The organism is Vibrio sp. ECSMB14106 (genome assembly GCF_000972265.1).
Classification (GTDB): domain Bacteria; phylum Pseudomonadota; class Gammaproteobacteria; order Enterobacterales; family Vibrionaceae; genus Vibrio; species Vibrio kanaloae.
This window is the reverse complement of record NZ_LAUM01000012.1, coordinates 58706-78659: the sequence shown is the minus strand read 5'-3', so window position 1 is coordinate 78659 and position 19954 is coordinate 58706. Positions and strand designations below refer to the sequence as shown.

15 protein-coding genes and 1 other annotated feature are annotated in these 19954 nt (G+C 42.6%); of the genes, 9 read left to right on the top strand and 6 right to left on the bottom strand.

The genetic code is table 11. From position 1 onward, the window contains the following. Positions 1 to 369: 369 nt before the first annotated feature. The 3 genes from clpB to rluD form a co-directional block, all read right to left on the bottom strand. Positions 370 to 2943 carry an ATP-dependent chaperone ClpB gene (clpB, locus tag WR49_RS10345; protein ID WP_017056158.1) on the bottom strand — a complete coding sequence of 858 codons (2574 nt, stop codon included), beginning with the start codon at positions 2941 to 2943 and terminating at the stop codon, positions 370 to 372. Between the two features lie 142 nt (positions 2944 to 3085). Then, positions 3086 to 3826, bottom strand: coding sequence for a peptidoglycan editing factor PgeF (gene pgeF / locus WR49_RS10340; protein WP_046223926.1), 741 nt, complete (start codon positions 3824 to 3826; stop codon positions 3086 to 3088). Between the two features lie 2 nt (positions 3827 to 3828). After that, complete coding sequence (gene rluD / locus WR49_RS10335) at positions 3829 to 4803, bottom strand: 23S rRNA pseudouridine(1911/1915/1917) synthase RluD (protein ID WP_017056156.1); 975 nt, start codon at positions 4801 to 4803, stop codon at positions 3829 to 3831. A 137-nt stretch (positions 4804 to 4940) separates the two neighbouring features. Here rluD and bamD point away from each other — a divergent pair, with 137 nt between their 5' ends. The 6 genes from bamD to yjjX all read left to right on the top strand — a co-directional run bounded on the left by bamD (position 4941) and on the right by yjjX (position 12628). Continuing rightward, positions 4941 to 5669, top strand: a complete 729-nt coding sequence (gene bamD / locus WR49_RS10330) for an outer membrane protein assembly factor BamD (protein ID WP_017056155.1) — start codon at positions 4941 to 4943, stop codon at positions 5667 to 5669. A gap of 140 nt (positions 5670 to 5809) precedes the next feature. Then, on the top strand, positions 5810 to 7234 hold the full coding sequence (locus WR49_RS10325; RefSeq protein WP_331428875.1) for a lytic transglycosylase F: 1425 nt from the start codon (positions 5810 to 5812) through the stop codon (positions 7232 to 7234). Between the two features lie 424 nt (positions 7235 to 7658). Beyond that, positions 7659 to 7994 (top strand): ribosome hibernation-promoting factor, HPF/YfiA family, encoded by a 336-nt coding sequence (gene hpf, locus WR49_RS10320; protein ID WP_017056153.1) that lies wholly within the window; start codon positions 7659 to 7661, stop codon positions 7992 to 7994. A gap of 110 nt (positions 7995 to 8104) precedes the next feature. Continuing rightward, positions 8105 to 8226: a sequence feature (Phe leader region), on the top strand. 12 nt (positions 8227 to 8238) lie between these two features. Beyond that, entirely contained in the window at positions 8239 to 9414 is a 1176-nt protein-coding gene (gene pheA / locus WR49_RS10315; protein WP_017056152.1) for a prephenate dehydratase, read from the top strand. A gap of 348 nt (positions 9415 to 9762) precedes the next feature. Then, on the top strand, positions 9763 to 12141 hold the full coding sequence (locus WR49_RS10310) for a bifunctional diguanylate cyclase/phosphodiesterase (RefSeq protein WP_017056151.1): 2379 nt from the start codon (positions 9763 to 9765) through the stop codon (positions 12139 to 12141). After that, complete coding sequence (yjjX, locus tag WR49_RS10305; protein ID WP_017056150.1) at positions 12104 to 12628, top strand: inosine/xanthosine triphosphatase; 525 nt, start codon at positions 12104 to 12106, stop codon at positions 12626 to 12628. Before WR49_RS10310 ends, yjjX begins: the two co-directional genes overlap by 38 nt. Before the next feature lie 116 nt (positions 12629 to 12744). Here yjjX and trpR read toward each other — a convergent pair whose 3' ends face one another. Together trpR and WR49_RS10295 are read right to left on the bottom strand one after the other, a co-directional pair. Next, complete coding sequence (gene trpR, locus WR49_RS10300; protein WP_017056149.1) at positions 12745 to 13038, bottom strand: trp operon repressor; 294 nt, start codon at positions 13036 to 13038, stop codon at positions 12745 to 12747. 171 nt (positions 13039 to 13209) lie between these two features. Then, positions 13210 to 15159, bottom strand: a complete 1950-nt coding sequence (locus WR49_RS10295) for a transglycosylase SLT domain-containing protein (protein WP_046223924.1) — start codon at positions 15157 to 15159, stop codon at positions 13210 to 13212. Between the two features lie 263 nt (positions 15160 to 15422). Here WR49_RS10295 and ettA point away from each other — a divergent pair, with 263 nt between their 5' ends. From ettA to WR49_RS10280, 3 genes are all read left to right on the top strand, one after another. Next, a complete protein-coding gene (gene ettA / locus WR49_RS10290) occupies positions 15423 to 17090 on the top strand; it encodes an energy-dependent translational throttle protein EttA (protein WP_017056147.1) in 1668 nt (555 codons plus the stop codon). A gap of 90 nt (positions 17091 to 17180) precedes the next feature. Further along, positions 17181 to 17549: a PilZ domain-containing protein gene (locus tag WR49_RS10285; protein ID WP_017056146.1), complete on the top strand. Its 369-nt coding sequence runs from the start codon at positions 17181 to 17183 to the stop codon at positions 17547 to 17549. Positions 17550 to 17598: 49 nt separating this feature from the next. Further along, complete coding sequence (locus tag WR49_RS10280) at positions 17599 to 18609, top strand: M23 family metallopeptidase (protein WP_046223923.1); 1011 nt, start codon at positions 17599 to 17601, stop codon at positions 18607 to 18609. A 143-nt stretch (positions 18610 to 18752) separates the two neighbouring features. Here the strand turns inward: WR49_RS10280 and tyrA are convergent, their stop codons facing one another. Further along, on the bottom strand, positions 18753 to 19880 hold the full coding sequence (gene tyrA / locus WR49_RS10275; protein WP_046223922.1) for a bifunctional chorismate mutase/prephenate dehydrogenase: 1128 nt from the start codon (positions 19878 to 19880) through the stop codon (positions 18753 to 18755). Positions 19881 to 19954: the final 74 nt, after the last annotated feature.

Sequence of the window (19954 nt, the reverse complement as noted above, 5' to 3'; positions counted from 1 at the left end):
TCAACGAGTGCCCACACAGATTGATAGGTTTAAATTGTTAAAGAGCTTTACTTATTGAGCGTTCCTTTAAGTAAGGAGCCTCTCTAAGTGGACGGACATTCTAGCGAATTGGATTTCAGTGTCAAACACTTTTTTCAGCTAGTTTTTCAAAGCATCTTAAATGCTTATTACCATCTTGTTAGTCAATTAAAACCGCTTGGTTTCCCTTGGTAACGGAGGCGCATTATAGGGATAATAATCCTTTGCACAAGGCCAAAAACGAAAAAAAACCGCCACAGGTGACCGTTCGAACATTATTCAAGCAAATCATCCAAAATAGGTACGATTACGGCATAGTTTCGACAATCGTACCTATTGTTAGTGGTTAAATTATTGGTGCACGATAATTCTATCGTTGTTTACTAATAGCTGTACTTTCTTATCTGGGTTTATTTTGCCAGCAAGTATCGCTTTCGCTAACGGGTTCTCAACACTTTGTTGGATTGCTCGTTTCAAAGGCCTTGCACCATAAACAGGATCGAAGCCAGTTTGAGCAATAAACTTCAACGCTTTGTCTGAAACTTCAAGTTCATATCCACTGCCTTCCATACGCTTACTTAAATGTTCAAGCTGAATAGAGGCAATTGATTGAATGTGTTCTTGAGCTAATGGATGGAATACAACACTTTCATCAACACGGTTTAAAAACTCAGGTCGGAAATGTTTCCCTACTACTTCCATCACTTCATTTTTGATTCCTTGGTAATCCAGTGTATTGAAATTCTCCTGAATACGAGCAGAACCTAGATTAGATGTCATGATGACTACCGTGTTCCTAAAATCCACAGTACGACCTTGACCATCGGTTAAGCGCCCATCATCAAGAACCTGTAATAGAATGTTGAAAACATCTGGGTGAGCTTTCTCTACTTCATCCAACAAAATTACCGAGTACGGCTTACGACGTACTGCTTCTGTTAGATACCCACCCTCTTCATACCCAACATAACCCGGAGGCGCACCGACTAAACGAGCAACTGAGTGCTTCTCCATGAACTCAGACATATCGATACGTACCATGGCATCTTCACTATCAAACATGAAGTTCGCTAATGTTTTACACAGTTCTGTTTTACCTACCCCTGTAGGACCGAGAAATAAGAAAGAACCAATGGGCTTGTTCGGATCAGACAAACCCGCACGGCTACGACGAATGGCGTTCGACACCACTTCGACAGCTTCGGCTTGACCTATAACTCGCTTATGCAAAGCACTTTCCATTTTAAGAAGCTTGTCTTTCTCAGCCTCTAACATTTTGGATACCGGGATACCCGTTTGCTTCGATAGCACTACTGCGATTTCTGCATCAGTGACCTTATTACGAAGCAATGTCATTTCTTGCATTTCAGCTTGAGTCGCTAGATCCAGCTGTTTCTCTAATTCAGGAATACGACCATATTGAAGCTCTGACATACGATTAAGGTCACCTGCTCGCCTTGCAAAGTCCATATCCATACGAGCTTGTTCTAGCTCTGACTTAATATGTTGCGTACCCGATAGGGCCGCTTTATCCGCATTCCATACTTCTTCAAGCTCTGCGAAGTCTCGCTCTTTATCGGTCAACTCAGCTTGTAATGTACGGAGCCGCTTTTCACTAGCTTCATCGTTTTCGTTGGTTAAAGCTTGTTGTTCGATCTTCAGTTGAATGATTTTCCGCTCTAATTTATCCAATGACTCAGGTTTTGAATCGATCTGCATGCGAATACTCGAAGCCGCTTCATCAATCAAATCAATAGCTTTATCTGGTAACTGACGATCCGAGACGTACCTATGAGATAGAGTCGCCGCAGCAACAATAGCAGGATCAGTAATCTCTACATGGTGATGAAGCTCATAACGCTCTTTTAAGCCTCTTAGGATAGCTACGGTATCCTCGACCGTTGGTTCATCAACTAGTATTTTTTGGAATCGACGCTCTAATGCCGGGTCTTTCTCAATATACTTGCGATATTCATCAAGCGTTGTTGCGCCGACACAATGCAGTTCACCACGAGCTAATGCTGGTTTTAGCATATTACCGGCATCCATAGAGCCTTCGCCTTTACCCGCCCCCACCATAGTATGAATTTCGTCAATGAAGAGAATGATATTTCCCTCTTCTTTGGATAACTCATTAAGAACCGATTTCAAGCGCTCTTCGAACTCACCACGATATTTAGCGCCGGCAACCAAAGATCCCATATCTAATGAAAGTACCCGTCGACCTCTTAACCCTTCAGGCACCTCATTATTGATAATACGCTGCGCTAAACCTTCTACGATCGCGGTTTTACCCACACCAGGCTCACCGATAATAACTGGATTATTTTTAGTACGACGTTGCAGAACTTGAATAGTACGGCGAATCTCATCATCTCGACCGATCACAGGATCCAGTTTGCCTTGCTCTGCTCTTTCAGTCAGATCAATGGTGAACTTCTCTAGTGCTTGGCGTCTATCTTCCGCATTTGGGTCATCAACTTTTTGACCGCCTCGAACTTGCTCGATAGCTTGAGATAACTTTTGTTCAGTAAGACCTAGCTCTTTAAGTAAGTTACCTAAAGGGCCTTTGTCTTCAATGGCTGCAAGTAAGAAAACTTCCGAAGAGATGTAGCTGTCTTGACGCTTTTGCGCGACCTTGTCACATAGGTTGAATAGCGTTCCCATTGAATTTGAGAGCTGAACATCCCCACCGATACCACTTACTTTCGGCACACGATCTAACATTTCGCTCAATTTCGAACGTAACTGAACAACATCAACATTCAACATAGTTAAAAGTGGACGAATCGCACTACTATCTTGATTTAGCAATGACACCATTAGGTGTACGGGTTCTATATATTGATGATCACGACCTAATGCGAGTGACTGAGCATCAGATATCGCAATTTGAAATTTACTAGTGAATCGATCGAGACGCATATCAACCTTCTTACTCTTAGAGATATTGATCTTATGACTAAAAGATGGATACGAGAGCGAGGGTTTTCAAGGGATAAGAATGAAGAATAGAGCTTATATGAAAATATAAATGAGCAGGATGGCCATTTGCGGTCGCTAGAGGTTACTCTAACCAAATAAAAGTAGCCTGACGCCCAGTAATACCATCTCGACGATAAGAATAGAAAGTATCTGAATCAGCGTATGTACACAGATTCGAACCTGTCACTGAAGTCACGCCAGCTTTATGCAATCGTTGAGTCGCGAGTTGAGACATGTTTGCTAACCACTTGCCAGGTTCAGATTTGGCTTTAAATGCTAATTTCGCTTGAGGGTCAAAACTAACAAAAGCGTCCAATACATCATAACCTACCTCAAACACATCCTCACCAATAGCAGGACCAAGCCAAGCGATAACCTGGTTAGCTTCATCAATATTTGAGAACTTTGCGACTGCATTTTCAAGAATACCACCAGCAAGACCACGCCAACCTGCATGAACCGCCGCAACTTGTGTACCGTTAGTATTAGTGAGGATAACCGGTAAACAATCTGCCGTCATCGCAGAGCATACAACGCCTTTTGCAGTGGTAAATGCACCATCAGCATCAATAATATCTGTCGTCGGTTCTAAAACCGTAACGACATCTGTTGAGTGAGTTTGATTTAACCATATCGGTGAAGCAGGCATGTTAGCTTGTTGCTTGAGCCATGCTCTATTATTTTCAACAAATGAAGCATCATCCCCAACATGTGTACCTAAGTTTAAACCTTGGTACGCATCGCTAGAAAAACCACCAACACGCGTCGAAGCAAACGCTTTGACGTTTTGGGGGACATTCCAATTAGGGATGAGCATCGACATGATTAAATGTCGTCTTCTAAGTTTTCGCGAGCATCAACACGTAACGCTTCAGCCATCACGACCATGTCATTTGGCACAGGAGCGTGAAATTCAACTTCTTCACCTGTAATAGGGTGAACAAATTTAAGCATAACTGCGTGTAGTGCTTGGCGATCAAAAGAACGAATCATCGTCGTTAGTTCTTCAGATGCACCTTTTGGAATACGAGCACGGCCACCGTATGCAACATCACCTAGCAGCGGGTGCTGAAGGTATGACATATGAACACGGATTTGGTGAGTACGACCCGTTTCTAGGCGTAAGCGAATACGAGTATGCTCACGGAAGTGTTCTGCAACACGATAGTGAGTTACCGCTGGCTTTCCTAATTCGTTCACGTCCATTAATGTACGCTTAGTTGCATGACGGCTAATGCCCTTCTCTACAACACCACCAGCGGTCATTTTACCAATTGCAATTGCTTCATATTCACGAGTGATACGACGCTTAGCAAGAGCACGCACTAAACGAGTTTGAGCTGGAACCGTTTTAGCCACAACCATAAGGCCAGTGGTGTCTTTATCAAGACGGTGCACAATACCCGCACGAGGTACTTCTGCGATCTGAGGATAATGGAAAAGCAATGCGTTTAGTATGGTTCCATCCGGTGTGCCTGCTCCTGGGTGTACAACCAGATCGCGAGGTTTATTGATCACCAATAAGTCATCATCTTCATAGACAATGTCTAAAGGAATATCTTGTGCTTCCCAGCGCTCTTCATCTGCAAGTTCAGCTTGCAAGATGATCTCCTCACCACCTAAAACCTTAACACGTGGCTTAGTGATAACTTCACCATCCACTTGGATTTTGCCATCAAGAAGCCACTCTTTAATACGAGAGCGAGAAAAATCGGTAAATAGTTCAGCGACAGCTTGGTCTAAACGTTGACCTAACTGGCTGCTTTTTACTGTGTCTGTTAATGTGATCTGCTGAGCCATATCGAACTTTTTTAAAAACCGTGAGACTAATACCCATTAGTATGGATAAAATAGAATAATTGCATCATTGTATCTGTTACTGGTTAGAAAGTAACGGAAGCTTACGAAATATTTAATTCAAGGAATCGACGCCTGACATGAAACACCTTACTTTATCGGGTCTATTAGCCGTATCACTCTTGGTTGGTTGTTCAAGTAGTGAAGAGATAGTGCCAGATGTACCACCATCGGTTCTCTACTCTGACGCTCAAGAGTCACTGCAGAGCGGTAGCTGGCTTTCTGCAATCGAAAAGCTAGAAGCCTTAGACTCTCGCTATCCCTTCGGCGCCTATTCCGAGCAAGTACAGCTCGATCTGATTTACGCGTACTACAAAAATGATGACTTGGCACTCGGACTTGCCACCATTTCACGATTCCTACGCTTAAACCCAACTCATGAAAAACAAGATTGGGTTCTTTACATGCGCGGCTTAACGCACATGGCGCAAGATCGAAATTTCATGCACGATATTTTTAATATCGATCGAAGTGACCGAGATCCAGAACCAGTGAAGCTTGCCTTTGCTGATTTCAAGCGACTCCTCGAACGCTTCCCTAGCAGCCCTTATGCTGAAGACTCACAAAAACGCATGTTTGCACTTAAAAACCGCCTAGCGGAATATGATCTAGCAACGGCTGATTTCTACCTAAGGCGTGAAGCGTGGATTGCGGCAGTAAACCGCACACAAGAGCTGCAAAAGACTTACCCAGATACCATTGCAGCTCGTAAATCTTTAAAAATACAGTTAAAAGCTTATAAAAAAATTGGTTTAGAAGATGCAGTTTTAAGAACAGAGAAGTTAATTGAGCTAAACCCACTACCTTAATCAACTTGCTTACATATCAATCTAAAAAAGCGCGCTAATTTATTAGCGCGCTTTTTTAAACCACATTTCGCAAACTTGATGAATCGCATAATACACGATATCTTCAATAAATAACTTTTAACAAATCATCAACATGGAGTGTGGATGTGAGTAGGTTGTTATTATTTATTGGGATCATGCTATTTAGCCAATATTCCCACTCATTGGAGTTGTCCCCATTAAGCAATAAGCCTTACATGGGAGACTTAGATGTACTTAAAACCAAAGGAATGGTGAGAGTGCTCGTATCTGCCGATCTTGGTTTTTATTACATCGAGGATGGCAAGCCAAAAGGCATCGTGGCAGAAATGCTCTACCACTTTGAGAAAAGCCTTCGTAAGAAACACCCCTACCTCAATGTTCAAATAATCCCCGTACAACGAGATGATCTACTTCCCTCTTTAGAATCTGGCTATGGTGATGTCGCTGTCGCTAACCTAACGATCACCGACAAACGACTACGAACCATCGATTTCTCAGATCCAATGATTAAAGATGGTAAAGAACTCATTATCACTGGGAAAAAGGCCGAACCTATCACCAAAATCAAACAATTGAGCGGTAAAGAAGTATGGATCCGAGCAAGCTCGAGTTACTTCGAGAGCGTGCAAAAGTTAAATAAAGACCTTAATGAACTGGATTTACCTCCACTGCATGTCCACTTCATTGAAGAGTCACTGCAAGACTACGAGCTGATAGAGCTAGTCAACCAAGGTTATATACAAGGCACAATTCTGGACAGCCATAAAGCCAAGCTTTGGACTGACGTAATGGAAAACATTCAAGTTCATCATGACTTGCCCTTACGTGAAAATGGCCAAATAGCATGGGCATTGAGAAAAAACAGCCCTTTGTTAAAGAAAGAGGTCAACAAATACGTTAAGACCGCACGAACAGGCACCCTACTTGGGAATGTTATTTATCAGAAATACATCGACAACACTCGCTGGTTAGGTAGAGCACTCAACCCAAATAAAATAGACCGAGTAGCTAAGCTGTCAGATGTCTTTGAAAAGTATTCGAATAAATACGAATTCGACCCTTTGATGATATCTGCACAAGGTTTCCAAGAGTCAGGGCTTGATCAAAGCAGAGTTTCTCATCGTGGAGCTATTGGTGTGATGCAAGTATTACCGAGTACCGCAAAAGATAAAAACGTCAACATCAAGAACATCCACAAGGTAGATAACAACATCCATGCGGGTGTGAAATACATGCGCTTTATCAAAGACCGATACTTTGACGACCCAGCAATATCATCGGACAACCAAATCTACTTCACTTTGGCTTCTTACAACGCGGGCCCCGCGAAAATCAGAAAGATGAGGCACCTTGCTAAGCAAAAAGGCTACAACCCAAACATTTGGTTTAAAAACGTAGAAATCATCACTCGCAAATACGTGAGTAAAGAACCCGTAACCTATGTTGCCAACATCAATCGTTACTTCGTAATCTATAAACAATTACAAGCTATCAATGCCATCCGAGAGGACGGTACAGCGAGATTACTGAACACTAATGATTAAATTTCCCTTCAATCCTAGCACTTGGGGAACAAAGGTTTTAGATAAGGCTAAAAACACAAAAGCCGCATAAGACAACTTATGCGGCTTTTGTTTATCTAATTCTGAAGAAGCTTACGTAGCGATCTATATCACGAGACCTATATCACAAAACACTATTGAGTAAATTTCAATCAAGCACTTTCTATAGGCTGTAAAACGCCTCTAAAAACTGGTTTAATTTTTAGCGAAGCCTTGCCTCTAAGTTATCGTTTTTCATAAGGATAACAAGCATTTTTCGCCAAAAACATATCAAGACTTGCGTAAGATCACATTTGATTTTAATGCTTATCCCACCCAGCCAAAATAAGATCTAGATCACATTCTTTATTCCTGAAAGTCGTAATCTGAAGTTAACCCATGAGGGATACAACAGAGGAAAACTTCTATGAAAATGAACATCACTGGTAAAAACATCGACATTACCTCTGCAATCCGTGATCACATAGAAAGCAAATTTAAGAAGCTGGATAAATGGCAAGTAGACATCATTGGCTGCCAAGCGAGCTTTAGCGAAGAACCAAACAAGAAGAAGAAATTTGAAGCGGTACTAACCGTACCAAAAGGCCAACTTGTTGCCTCATCAATTCATGACGACCTCTACGTAGCGATCAACGAAGTGGAACAAAAACTAGAGCGTCAACTCAACAAGCTACGCCATAAACCAGAAGCGCGCCGCGCTGACAAGCCTGAAATCGAAGAGCTAGAAGCTGAAGTAGAATAAGGAAAGATAACAGATTAAAAAATAGCGCCTCAGGGCGCTATTTTTTTGCTTGACGCTTGTTGCTCGCTTGCTTATTGTGTTTAAACATTCATAAAACAATCACTTTTTATGCATACTCAATCTTTGTTTATTTTTGACTTCTTTTTTCTTCCGTAAATCGGAGGCTAAGTCGTTTTAGAAAAACAAGTCAAAAACGAACAAGAAGCCTCCCACACTAGGGAGGCTTTTTTATAAGGACACATTTATGACTGACCGCTCAATTTCACTGGATGATATCCGCCTTCGTCTTAATGATTTAGACGACGAACTCCTGAAGCTACTTTCGGAGCGTCGCAAGCTAAGTATCGAAGTCGCTAAAAGCAAGGTAGAGACATCAAAACCAGTTCGTGATGCAGTACGAGAGCAGCAACTATTAGTTAAGCTGATCAACAACGGCAAAGATAAATACGAACTTGATGCACAGTACATTACCAAGCTGTTTCACACTATCATCGAAGATTCCGTTTTACTACAGCAGTCATACTTACAAAACCTAGCGAACCCGCAAAGCCGTAAACCATTGGCTCGCGTTGCATTTTTAGGTTCTAAGGGATCATATTCGCACCTTGCGAGTCGCGAATACTTCAGTCGCAAGAATATGGAATTGATTGAGCTGAACTGTAATCACTTCAAAGAAGTCGCATCAACAGTAGAGTCTGGTCATGCCGACTACGGTGTCCTACCGATTGAGAACACCAGCTCAGGGTCAATCAACGAAGTCTACGACCTACTACAACACACGACGCTTTACATCGTTGGTGAGCTTTCTCAGCCTATTGAGCACTGCCTTGTTGCGAAAAGTGATATCCGTTTAGAAGACATCAAAACACTCTATTCGCACCCACAGCCCCATCAGCAATGCAGCGAATTTTTAAGTCGTCTTAAAGGAGTGAACCTCGAGTCATGCGCAAGCACCGCTGATGCAATGAAAAAAGTGAAAGAGCTAGATGACGATGATGTTGCTGCTATTGGTAATGCATCTAGCGGTAAGCTTTACGGCCTACAAGCAATCCAAGGCAATATTGCAAACCAAACTGAAAACCATACTCGTTTCATCGTGGTAGCTCGTAAACCTGTTGAAGTGTCGACTCAAATCCCTGCAAAAACGACACTGATCATGTCGACCTCTCAAGAGGCAGGTTCTTTAGTCGAAACTCTACTGATTTTACAGCGCTTAGGTATCAATATGACTAAACTGGAGTCTCGTCCTATCATGGGTAACCCGTGGGAAGAGATGTTCTATGTAGATTTAGAAGCACACCTGGATTCAGATAAGATGCAACAAGCAATAACCGAACTGACAGCCATTACTCGTCACTTGAAAGTATTGGGTTGTTACCCAAGTGAAAACATCAAAGCGACTCAGGTTAAGTTATCGTAAGCATTCATCTACTAGTAATAGACGGAGTATTTCGCCTACTGTAGGTCAATAAATAAAATAAGATCGCAGCTAACGCAATAACTGAACATATTGGGCGAAAGACAGAAGTGATATTTTGTTTATATCTCAATTAGTTATTCGTTAGCAGGCTGTTCTCAGGCCTGAAGGTATCCCTCACCTCGCAAATCTTGCTATCCAATTACGTCTTTCATTCATGATATTACTAACAATAGAACAAAAATCTAATTCCCTTCACAGGAATGCATCGAACTACGTTTAATTAATAGCGAGTGAACATTAAGTAACATAAACTCAAGCGCTAAATTACAAATAGTGTTGTCATTAACTATGAAGCTAAGTACTAAAATATTACTACTGATAGCCCCTGTGATCCTGATCAGTGCCGCTGCTTCTAGCTATATTATTTATTCAACTCAGAAAAACAGCTTCATTAAACGTGAAAACAACGTTCTACAGCTCAACATGGAGAAGTTAGCCGGGCATTTTCGACAATCTCGGTCATTTCTACATAGTTACGCTTATACCTTGACCCAAAGTGACATGGTGAAACGTTACTTTCTCACTGAACAAAATTTATCTCGCGATCTTGAACTGGTCAATAACCTTAGGGAGGCCATATATTTCTTACAAGATGGCGATGAAAGTTATACTGGATTAGCGATACTCGATAGCGATCGTAAACTCAGTTATTACGCTGACAATAGTGACGACTCTTTAGCTCAGATTGATGAAAATATATTGGAGTTCGTTGATCAACATTATCAAGATACCTTAGAGACATCGAGTACCAACTATATACAAAACTCTCAAGGGGAGGGAATGTTGGTCCACTATGAGATGTTAGATAATGAAATGGCCTCCCCAACCATAAGTAACCAATTCAACGATGTGTTTTTTGTTGTCGCATCCGTCTCACTCGACAAGTTTACTGCGTTGAGAAAACAGATAGAGTTCGACTATCAAACAAGCCTGTTTTTTACACCAATTGCGGTTTCTCTAGAAAATGGGGTTACCCATTCCATAAAACTTGCGCCTGAACTATATGCCACAGTAGATCCTGCGCAGTTTCTATTAGAGAACAAGCTTGACTCCATTTGGAACAAGCTAAGTTTATCATTTGCACTATCTGCATTTATCACTGTCGTTTTACTGCTGATACTATTATCTCGCAATGTTATTACTCCGATAACACGGCTAGATCGACAGTTACAACAAGTAGAAAAAAAACAGCGCAAGAACATTGAACGCTTAGGCACTCGCGATGAGCTTGGTCGCCTATCACAGCGTTTTTATGACATGTACCAAGAGCTAGATAACACCTACCAACAAACCAAGCTCTTAGCAGAAAATGATCAATTAACCCATATAGCGAACAGACATCAGTTTCAAACCTTTGTTCAGCAATCTCTCCCGAAACCCGGCTCGAATACCGAAACTTGGGTACTCTATTTCGACTTGGATAACTTCAAGTTTGTAAACGACACATACGGACATCAAATCGGTGACTCGATACTGGTCTGTTTTGCCAAGCGTATCTCTGCTATTTGTACTCATTATAAAACAGAGTTCGATGCTCATTGTATGCCCGCACGACTCTCTGGAGATGAATTTGTAGTGTACATTAACGCTCCAACTGACAAAGGAAACATCGCCCATAGGTTTTCTGATGACTTACTCATCCCGTTGCAAAAAGGCTTTGTTACTCAGTCTGGGAGTTTCCCGATTACGGTCAGTATCGGCATTGCAACGTATCCTAACGATGGTTACTCGATTGAAAAGTTACTCTCTAATGCTGATACCGCTATGTATCAAGCCAAGCGTGCAGGTAAAAACCAATTTGCTGACTATTCACGAGATTTAGACAAAGCGATTCAACGCCAAGCAAATATTGAACGCGCACTCAGAGACAAAAACTTTGATGATGAATTTAAACTCGTTTATATGCCCTATATGGATTCAACCGGAAGCCATATTATTGGCGTTGAAGCCTTACTACGTTGGCATTCAAAGCAGCTTGGTTTAGTTCCGCCCGATGAATTCATTCCTATTGCCGAGCAAACAGGGTTATTTGAGATAGTTGATTGCTGGGTGATACAGAATGCCTTTGCTTCTTTTCATCGACTTCAGGCTCAATTTACCCATTCAATTCAACTGTCGATTAACTTATCTTCAGCCGGGATTGAAACCACACACCTTGCTGAATTCATTGATGAACAGGCTAAAATGAATACTATTCCGCCAAGCTTGATTGATTTTGAAATCACGGAAACCTTTTATTCAAATTCTCAAGGCTTCCCACTGCTCAACGAGCTGTCTAGGATGGGCTACCGATTAGCGATTGATGACTTTGGCTCTGGTTACACCTCTATCACTCAGCTGGTGCAGTATCCAACTCAAAAAATTAAGCTCGATAAAGCATTTTTGGATACCTTGATTAAGACCGATAATCAAAACATCGTGAAACCGATTATTGGGCTGTGCCATGCTCAAGGCAAAAAGGTAACAGCCGAAGGTATAGAAACAAAAGATATGCATCAGTGGTTGCAAGAAGCACAATGCGATATGCTGCAAGGCTATTACTTTGGTAAACCCATGCCACTAGAAGAACTGCATGAGTGGTACCGACAGCATCAACTCAGTCTAATCCATAACAGTAAGAATCCAACACATGAAATCCGTCGTTATTGCATCACTGAACCCAGCTAAAGTTAACGCTGTTAAAAGCGCGTTCTTGTCTGCTTTTCCTAATACTGAATTCGAATTTATCGGTGTTAGCGTACCCAGCGGGGTTGCTGAACAACCCATGAGCAATGATGAAACCTATCAAGGTGCAGTGAACCGCGTGCACAACGCTATTCAAGCGCAGTCGGATGCGGATTTCTATGTCGGTCTAGAAGCTGGAATAGAAGGCAGTGTTACCTTTGCATGGATGGTGATTGAAGCGAATGGTCAGCGTGGAGAGTCACGCTCGGCAAGTCTGATGCTGCCACCTGCGGTACTTGAGAAGCTAGAACATGCAAACGAGTTAGGTGATGTAATGGATGAAGTCTTCGGTACAGACAACATCAAGCAAAAAGGTGGGGCGATTGGTCTGCTGACACACAACCAACTCTCGCGCAGTTCGGTATATCATCAGGCTTTGATCTTAGCATTGATCCCATTTGTAAACCCTGAACATTTCTCCGATAACTAATCATACGAATACCCCTCATTACAACCTCAAGAAGTCAAACAGTGCTATATAGAAACAACAAACGCTAACATTTCGTTAGCGTTTGTTGTTAAATTCGAACTGACATTATTCAATATTTACTTCAGCAATAGTTCGGCAATAGCGGCTTTCTCTTGTTCAGATTTGGCTTTTAACTCATTCGAGCCTCTTGTGATCGTCGCCACACCGACTCCAAGCATTTGGCTCACTTGACGCTGAGACATCTCCCCTTTCATAAGTTCACAAAGGATGTTTACTCGAGCAACCAAAGCATCGCGTTCGTCAGAGGTCATCATCATGGTCAACAACAACTCATGCTGATCTTTTTCAGCCGCTATTTTTACCAAGTCCATTAGTTGTTGCCAATTATCATATTCAGGTTTTGATGCCATATCTCTACACTTACTTTAAAATTATGACTTTAAGTATTCGCTTAATGATTAAAAGCGTTCAACACTTTATACCTAAACACTTGATGTAATCCAATGTAAAAAAGCAGTAAGTGCAAATGGTTCGCACTCACTGCTTTCGATACAACTCAATTTAGGACAAAGCACCGAGTATTAGTATTTCGTTTTTACCTCATGAGGAGCTAAGAATGTCCCCTTCACTCCTAAGATATCTCGGTAATAAGCTTCAAACATCAAGATGTTTTGGACGTAACCACGAGTCTCTTTAAAAGGGATCATTTCAATAAAGGCATACGCATCGAGCTTTTCGTCACTGCGCGAACGCCACTGCCTCACTCGGCTCGGTCCGGCATTGTAAGCAGCCAAAGCAAAAATACGGTTGTTGTCGTATTGAGAAAGTAAACCATCTAAATAGTGACTACCAATCTCAATGTTCTTGCCAACATCATAAAGATCATCGCTACCCTGATACTTAATTTGATGCTTATTAGCCGTGTATCGAGCCGTTTTCGGCATGATTTGCATGATACCACGGGCCCCAACAGGAGAGTGTGCCTCTGAGTCCAGAGCGCTCTCTTGTCTCGATAAAGCCATTAAAGTGATGGGATCAATATCGTGCTTTTCGGCGTAGAAATTAAACCACCATTTATGGGCAACAGGGAAACGCAGAATGAGATTATCCCACATCTTCGCTGCAATACTCGCCGTTACTGTTAAGTGATTCCAACGCTGTGTCGCGGCATGGGCAGCAAACATCGCCTTCTGATCTTTGTCCGCATTGGTTAATAACCAACGCCATTCACTCTTCGCTGCCGCAATTTTATCTCGGTCAATCAACTCACCAATACGAACCAAAGAGGTGTCGAACGGCTTCATCATCTCAGCATTGTATTTGAGTACTGATGTCGGATATTGAACGGGCTTACCTAACTGTTTAGCCGCCGCGACACTGTAAAAATTACGCCTACCTAAAATATCGGCTAGTCGCTTGTTGCCTTTGGCAGTATCACCCAACGCAATCTCAGCTCTGCCCTGCCAATATTGCCAACGCAGCGAAGCTTGATGTTTATCATCCAAGCGCGCTATCCACTCTTGTAAGCCAGTCCAATCTGCATGCTGAATAGCTAAACGAGCACGTCGTTCAAGCAACACTTGCTTTGATGAACTCACGAGTATTTTGTCTCGCCACGCCATCAACTCTTCAGAATCCGTATTAATCAAACGAAATGCTAGGTAATCGGCAAGCTCTTGAGATTTCTCTTTCGAGAACTTCTGAGCCTTGATGACCTCATCAAACACCTCCTGAGCACTGCTTGCTGACTTCCTTGCCAATTTCTCGAAACCAAACTCGGTTTGAGCTTGGTAAAATTCATTCTCAGGGTGCTTCTTAGCGAACGCGAGAACATCCTCAGGTTTGTTGTACAACGCCTTCATTTGTTTCGCTTGGGCAATTGACTCATCACTATCCAATTGCTTAATTAGATAAGTCATCAATTTACCGCTACGACCTTCGAACGCTAACAGCATCCTTTCTAGTATCAGCTCATCCGTTCTTAAACCCGCTTGATCCCAGCTCTCAAACAGAGGATCACAGGCGTCATCAACACCACGACCACTTAACCAAAGTTGCCTAGCCCCTTTAAAAGCAAGCTCTTTATTGCCTTGTTCGTAATGCGCTCGGTAATAGATACATTGGTATTTTTCACCAACAGGTTCTTTAGTTTGAAACTCAAGGATGGTCTTCCACTGCTTTTGAAAAGCCAATGAATCCAAATAAGGTGCGCGCATGCGATTAGAAAATGGCAGTGCTTTATTCTGTTCAATAAAAGCATCCACCTCAGCAGGTGTACGCTCTCCTAAGCCAATAAGAAAAGCTCGATAATCTGTATAAGGTGTTAAAGGATATGTTTGAATCTTGTTACGTAGCGCGGAGTAGGCTTTTAGATCATGGTTGTCTAAAACCTCTTGCGCTCTATCATAAACATCACGCTGCATTTCAAGCTCGGATGCATTGCTCGCTAAAGCCATCGGAGCCAGTGAAAATGAAGACAAAATTGCCGATGCAGCCACAGCAATTTTCGTATTACCAATTCGGAAAAACATTCGCTCTTTCCTTAGTGCGTGTATGAATACGTGAAATCTATTTACGCCCGACCTCACATCAAATGTAAAGGATTTGAGTGTAAATATTATTAATATTTAACACTTCGCCTCAGAAGCCTATTAAATATAGTTTTAATGACCAATGTGACAATAATAGGTAAGGATTCGTTCAAGAGTGGCTTTTCTTTCCTAGGAGTAACATCTTTGAGGATATTGGTATAAAATAGCAGACAATTTTGAACAATAATTAGGATCGATCGGCAATGGCTGAATACGTATATACCATGTCTCGGGTGAGCAAAACTGTTCCACCTAAGCGTCAAATTCTTAAAGACATTTCTCTTAGCTTTTTTCCTGGCGCTAAAATCGGTGTTTTGGGTTTAAATGGTTCAGGTAAATCTACCCTACTACGTATCATGGCTGGTATTGATACTGATATTGATGGTGAAGCACGTGCACAACAAGGTCTTAAAGTAGGTTACCTACCGCAAGAACCTGTACTAGACGAATCAAAAACCGTTCGTGAAATCGTAGAAGAAGCGGTTTCTGACGTTGCTGACGCACTTAAGCGTATTGATGCGGTTTACGCAGCTTACGCAGAACCAGATGCAGATTTCGATGCACTTGCTAAAGAGCAAGGCGAACTAGAAGCACTGATTCAAGCAAAAGACGGTCACAACCTAGAGACAGCTCTAGAGCGTGCTGCTGATGCACTTCGTCTTCCTGAGTGGGATGCGAAAATTGAATTCCTATCCGGTGGTGAGCGTCGTCGTGTTGCTATCTGTCGCCTACTTCTTGAAAAGCCAGACATGCTGCTGCTTGATGAACCAACCAACCACTTGGATGCTGAATCAGTAGCATGGCTTGAGCACTTCCTCGTCGATTACAGCGGTACTGTTGTGGCGATTACTCACGACCGTTACTTCCTAGACAACGCTGCTGGCTGGATTCTAGAACTTGACCGTGGTGAAGGTATCCCATGGGAAGGTAACTACACGTCTTGGCTAGAGCAAAAAGACGAGCGTCTAAAGCAAGAAAAAGCGGGCGAAAGCGCACGTCAAAAGACAATCGAGAAAGAACTTGAATGGGTTCGTCAAAACCCTAAAGGCCGTCAAGCTAAATCTAAAGCTCGTATGGCTCGTTTTGAAGAACTGACGACAGGTCAATACCAGAAGCGTAACGAAACCAACGAACTGTTCATCCCGCCAGGTGAGCGTCTAGGTGACAAAGTTCTTGAAGTGAACAACCTGACTAAATCGTTTGGTGATCGCGTTCTTATCGACGACCTATCGTTCAGCATGCCTAAAGGCGCTATCGTCGGTATCGTTGGTGCCAACGGTGCAGGTAAATCAACACTATTCAAGATGCTAAGCGGTGCAGAACAGCCAGATTCAGGTACAGTTGAACTAGGCGAAACCGTTAAACTTGCTTCTGTTGATCAGTTCCGTGACAGCATGGACGACACTAAGACAGTATTCCAAGAGATCTCTGAAGGCGCTGATATCATTAAGATCAACAACTTCGAAATCCCTGCGCGTGCTTACTGTTCTCGTTTCAACTTTAAAGGCAACGACCAACAGAAGATCATCGGTGAGCTTTCTGGTGGTGAGCGTAACCGTGTTCACTTAGCGAAACTGCTAAAAGCGGGCGGTAACGTACTGCTACTCGATGAGCCTACCAACGACCTTGACGTTGAAACGCTACGTGCTCTTGAAGAAGCACTGCTTGAATTCCCTGGCTGTGCAATGGTTATCTCGCATGACCGTTGGTTCCTTGACCGTATTGCAACCCATATCTTAGACTACCGTGATGAAGGTCAAGTTAACTTCTACGAAGGTAACTACACTGAGTACACGGAGTGGCTAAAACAGACTCTGGGCGCTCAAGCGGCGGAACCACACCGCATCAAGTACAAGCGTATAGCTAAGTAAATTAGCTTGTATTCTGAACAAAGGCCGCGATAATAGCGGCCTTTGATATATCTGAATTACGTATTACACATTGATATAGAGATATTCGTTATGATAGAAAGACGTCAGTTTTCACGAGTTGTTTATCAAGTCCCAGTAGAATTGTCACAAGGACAAGGAAACATATCTGGATCGATACAAGACTTATCTCTTCATGGCCTACTCATTCAATGTAATGAATTACAACAACTCAGCGACAATGTTCCTGTTCAGGTCAGCTTTACGCTGACAAACAGTAATATCAATATTCAGTTAGAAGCAACGATAGTCTCTACCATCAATACCTCAATGCGTTTACGCATAGAGCATTTAGATATTGATAGTATCAGTCACCTTAAGCGCCTTGTGGAACTTAATGTTGGCGACGATGAATTGCTTTATAGAGAGATTAAGCACCTTACCGACTTAGGTTGTGAATAAGATCTCAGTTACCTTTTTTCTATTAAAAGCATCTAATTAGTACAGAACCATGTCTAAAAAAGTTTCCATTACTATTCCCTCTAGTCAGGGGGAACAGACGTTTTACTTCGGCCGAAAAGCCGTGCTCATGTGCACCACTGCGATTTTTTCAGTACCGCTATTAATTGGCGGCGCTGCATACATGCACTTTGAAACCCAACAAGAGCTCGCGATGCAAGCGAACGATGCCCAACAATTAATTGAGACGCTGATTGTTGAAAAAGAACAAACCGAGTTTCTTTATGCTGAACAAGTTGATACCAATCATTCTCTATCGCAAACATTGACAGAGAAAGAAGGCACGATTCAACTGCTTGGTAAGCGTGTATTTGACGTTGAGTCGGTACTTGGCCTTGCTGACGAAGAACTACTGACCGATGATGTCTCTTTAGAAGACAGAATTGATGCCGCAGCCATCGATTCAGCGGTAAGAGCAACCATGTTCCGTTTGATTCCAAACGACAGCCCTATGGCTTATCAACGAATCTCTTCTTCTTATGGTCGCCGCACTAACCCTATTACAGGTAAACGCCACGTTCATACAGGCATCGACCTGACGTGTAAGCGTGGTGAAGACATCTTAGCCCCCGCAGATGGTGTCATTGAAACGGTTCGCCCAAGTAACAAAGGCTTCGGTAACTTCATAACCATGCGCCACTCATTTGGTTTCATGAGTTCTTATGCTCATCTGCAGAAATTCAAAGTACGTAGCGGGCAATTTGTGAGCAAAGGCGATGTCATTGCAAGCTGTGGTAACTCCGGTAGCTCAACCGGTCCACATTTACATTATGAAGTACGCTTCCTTGGTCGTTCACTGAACCCTCAATATCTGATGGATTGGACGCCTGAAAACTTCAATTACGTTTTTGAAAAAGAAAATAAAGTGAAGTGGGGCCCGCTGGTTCAGTTGATTGATAATGTGGTTCGCTTGCAAATCAACCTGACAAACGTGCCTTACATCAGTTCGACCATAGACACCGTATCGAGTGAAGATAGTAAGAAACCCATTACGACTAACTAGACACGGCTAACTAGAACCTGTTGATTTGGCCTATGATGATCGAACTGCTTTTAGCCTACAGTAGGCCAAATGCTTTCATGGCGTTCAGCACAAACAAAAAGAGCGACCATCTGGTCGCTCTTTTTTATGATTTCAAATCGGTATTAACCACGATGAATCGAGTCATGTGCTTGTTTTAGAAGACTTTGGCTTTCTTGCAAGAATTGTTGTGAGTAATCACCAAACCAATCACTCACTTGGTTGAAGCTCTCAACAAACTTAGCCTTATCTTTGCCATCTAGGATTTCTAACGCTTCTCCGAAACAGCTATGGAAGCGTCGAATCATCTCAATGTTCTCATCCGAAGAAAGAATGATATCACCGTACAAGTTCGGGTCTTGAGCAAACAGACGACCAACCATCGCAATCTCAAGTCGGTAGATTGGCGAGCTTAGCTTCAGAAGCTGATCAATATTCGGGTTCTCTTTACTCAGGTGTAAGCCGTAAGCAAAAGAGGTGAAGTGGCGTAGTGCTTGAATCAAGGTCATGCCGTGATCGTGCTCAGCGGCATCCATCTGGCAAAGGCTCGCGCCCCAAATACCAAATTGATTCAGTAGCCATTGGTAGCTTTCAGAACCCCGCCCATCACTGTAAACAATCACTTGCTTCGCAAGGCTAGGAACATCAGGGCCAAACATTGGGTGCAATCCAACCACTGGGCCTTGGTGGATGTTCATCATTGCTTGCAGAGGTTTAGATTTAATTGACGTCAAATCACATAGAATACAATCGCTTGGTAGATTACCTAGTTTAGTGATCACACCTTCCGTTAGGTGAATTGGAACCGTAACAACCACAAGGCCCGCATTATCTAAGATTTCGTTGGCCTTATCCCAATCTTGGCTGCCGAGGATCTTCACTTCGTAGCCAGACAGTTTGAACATACGACCAAACAAGCCACCAAGTTGACCATTACCACCAACGATAACCACTGAACGTAACTCTGGGTTAAGACACTTAAAGCCAGAATCTTTCTCACTGGCATAAGACTCACGCATGGTACGACGCAAAATATCTTCGATTAACTGTGGTGGAACCCCTATTTTCTCGGCTTCTTGACGACGAGATGCCAGCATTGCCGCTTCACGCTCTGGTACATAAATAGGTAAACCATGTTCACTTTTTACTTCGCCCACTTTCTCTACCAGAGCAAGGCGTTGAGCCAGTAAATCCAGCATTTGTTTATCGACAGCATCGATTTGGTCGCGTAATTCGTTCAGTTCAACGGCCATTTTATTCCTTACTAATCTATAAGCCCGTACTAATCTAAAAGCCCGCACTGACGCAGGTTCGTTAGCAACAGATC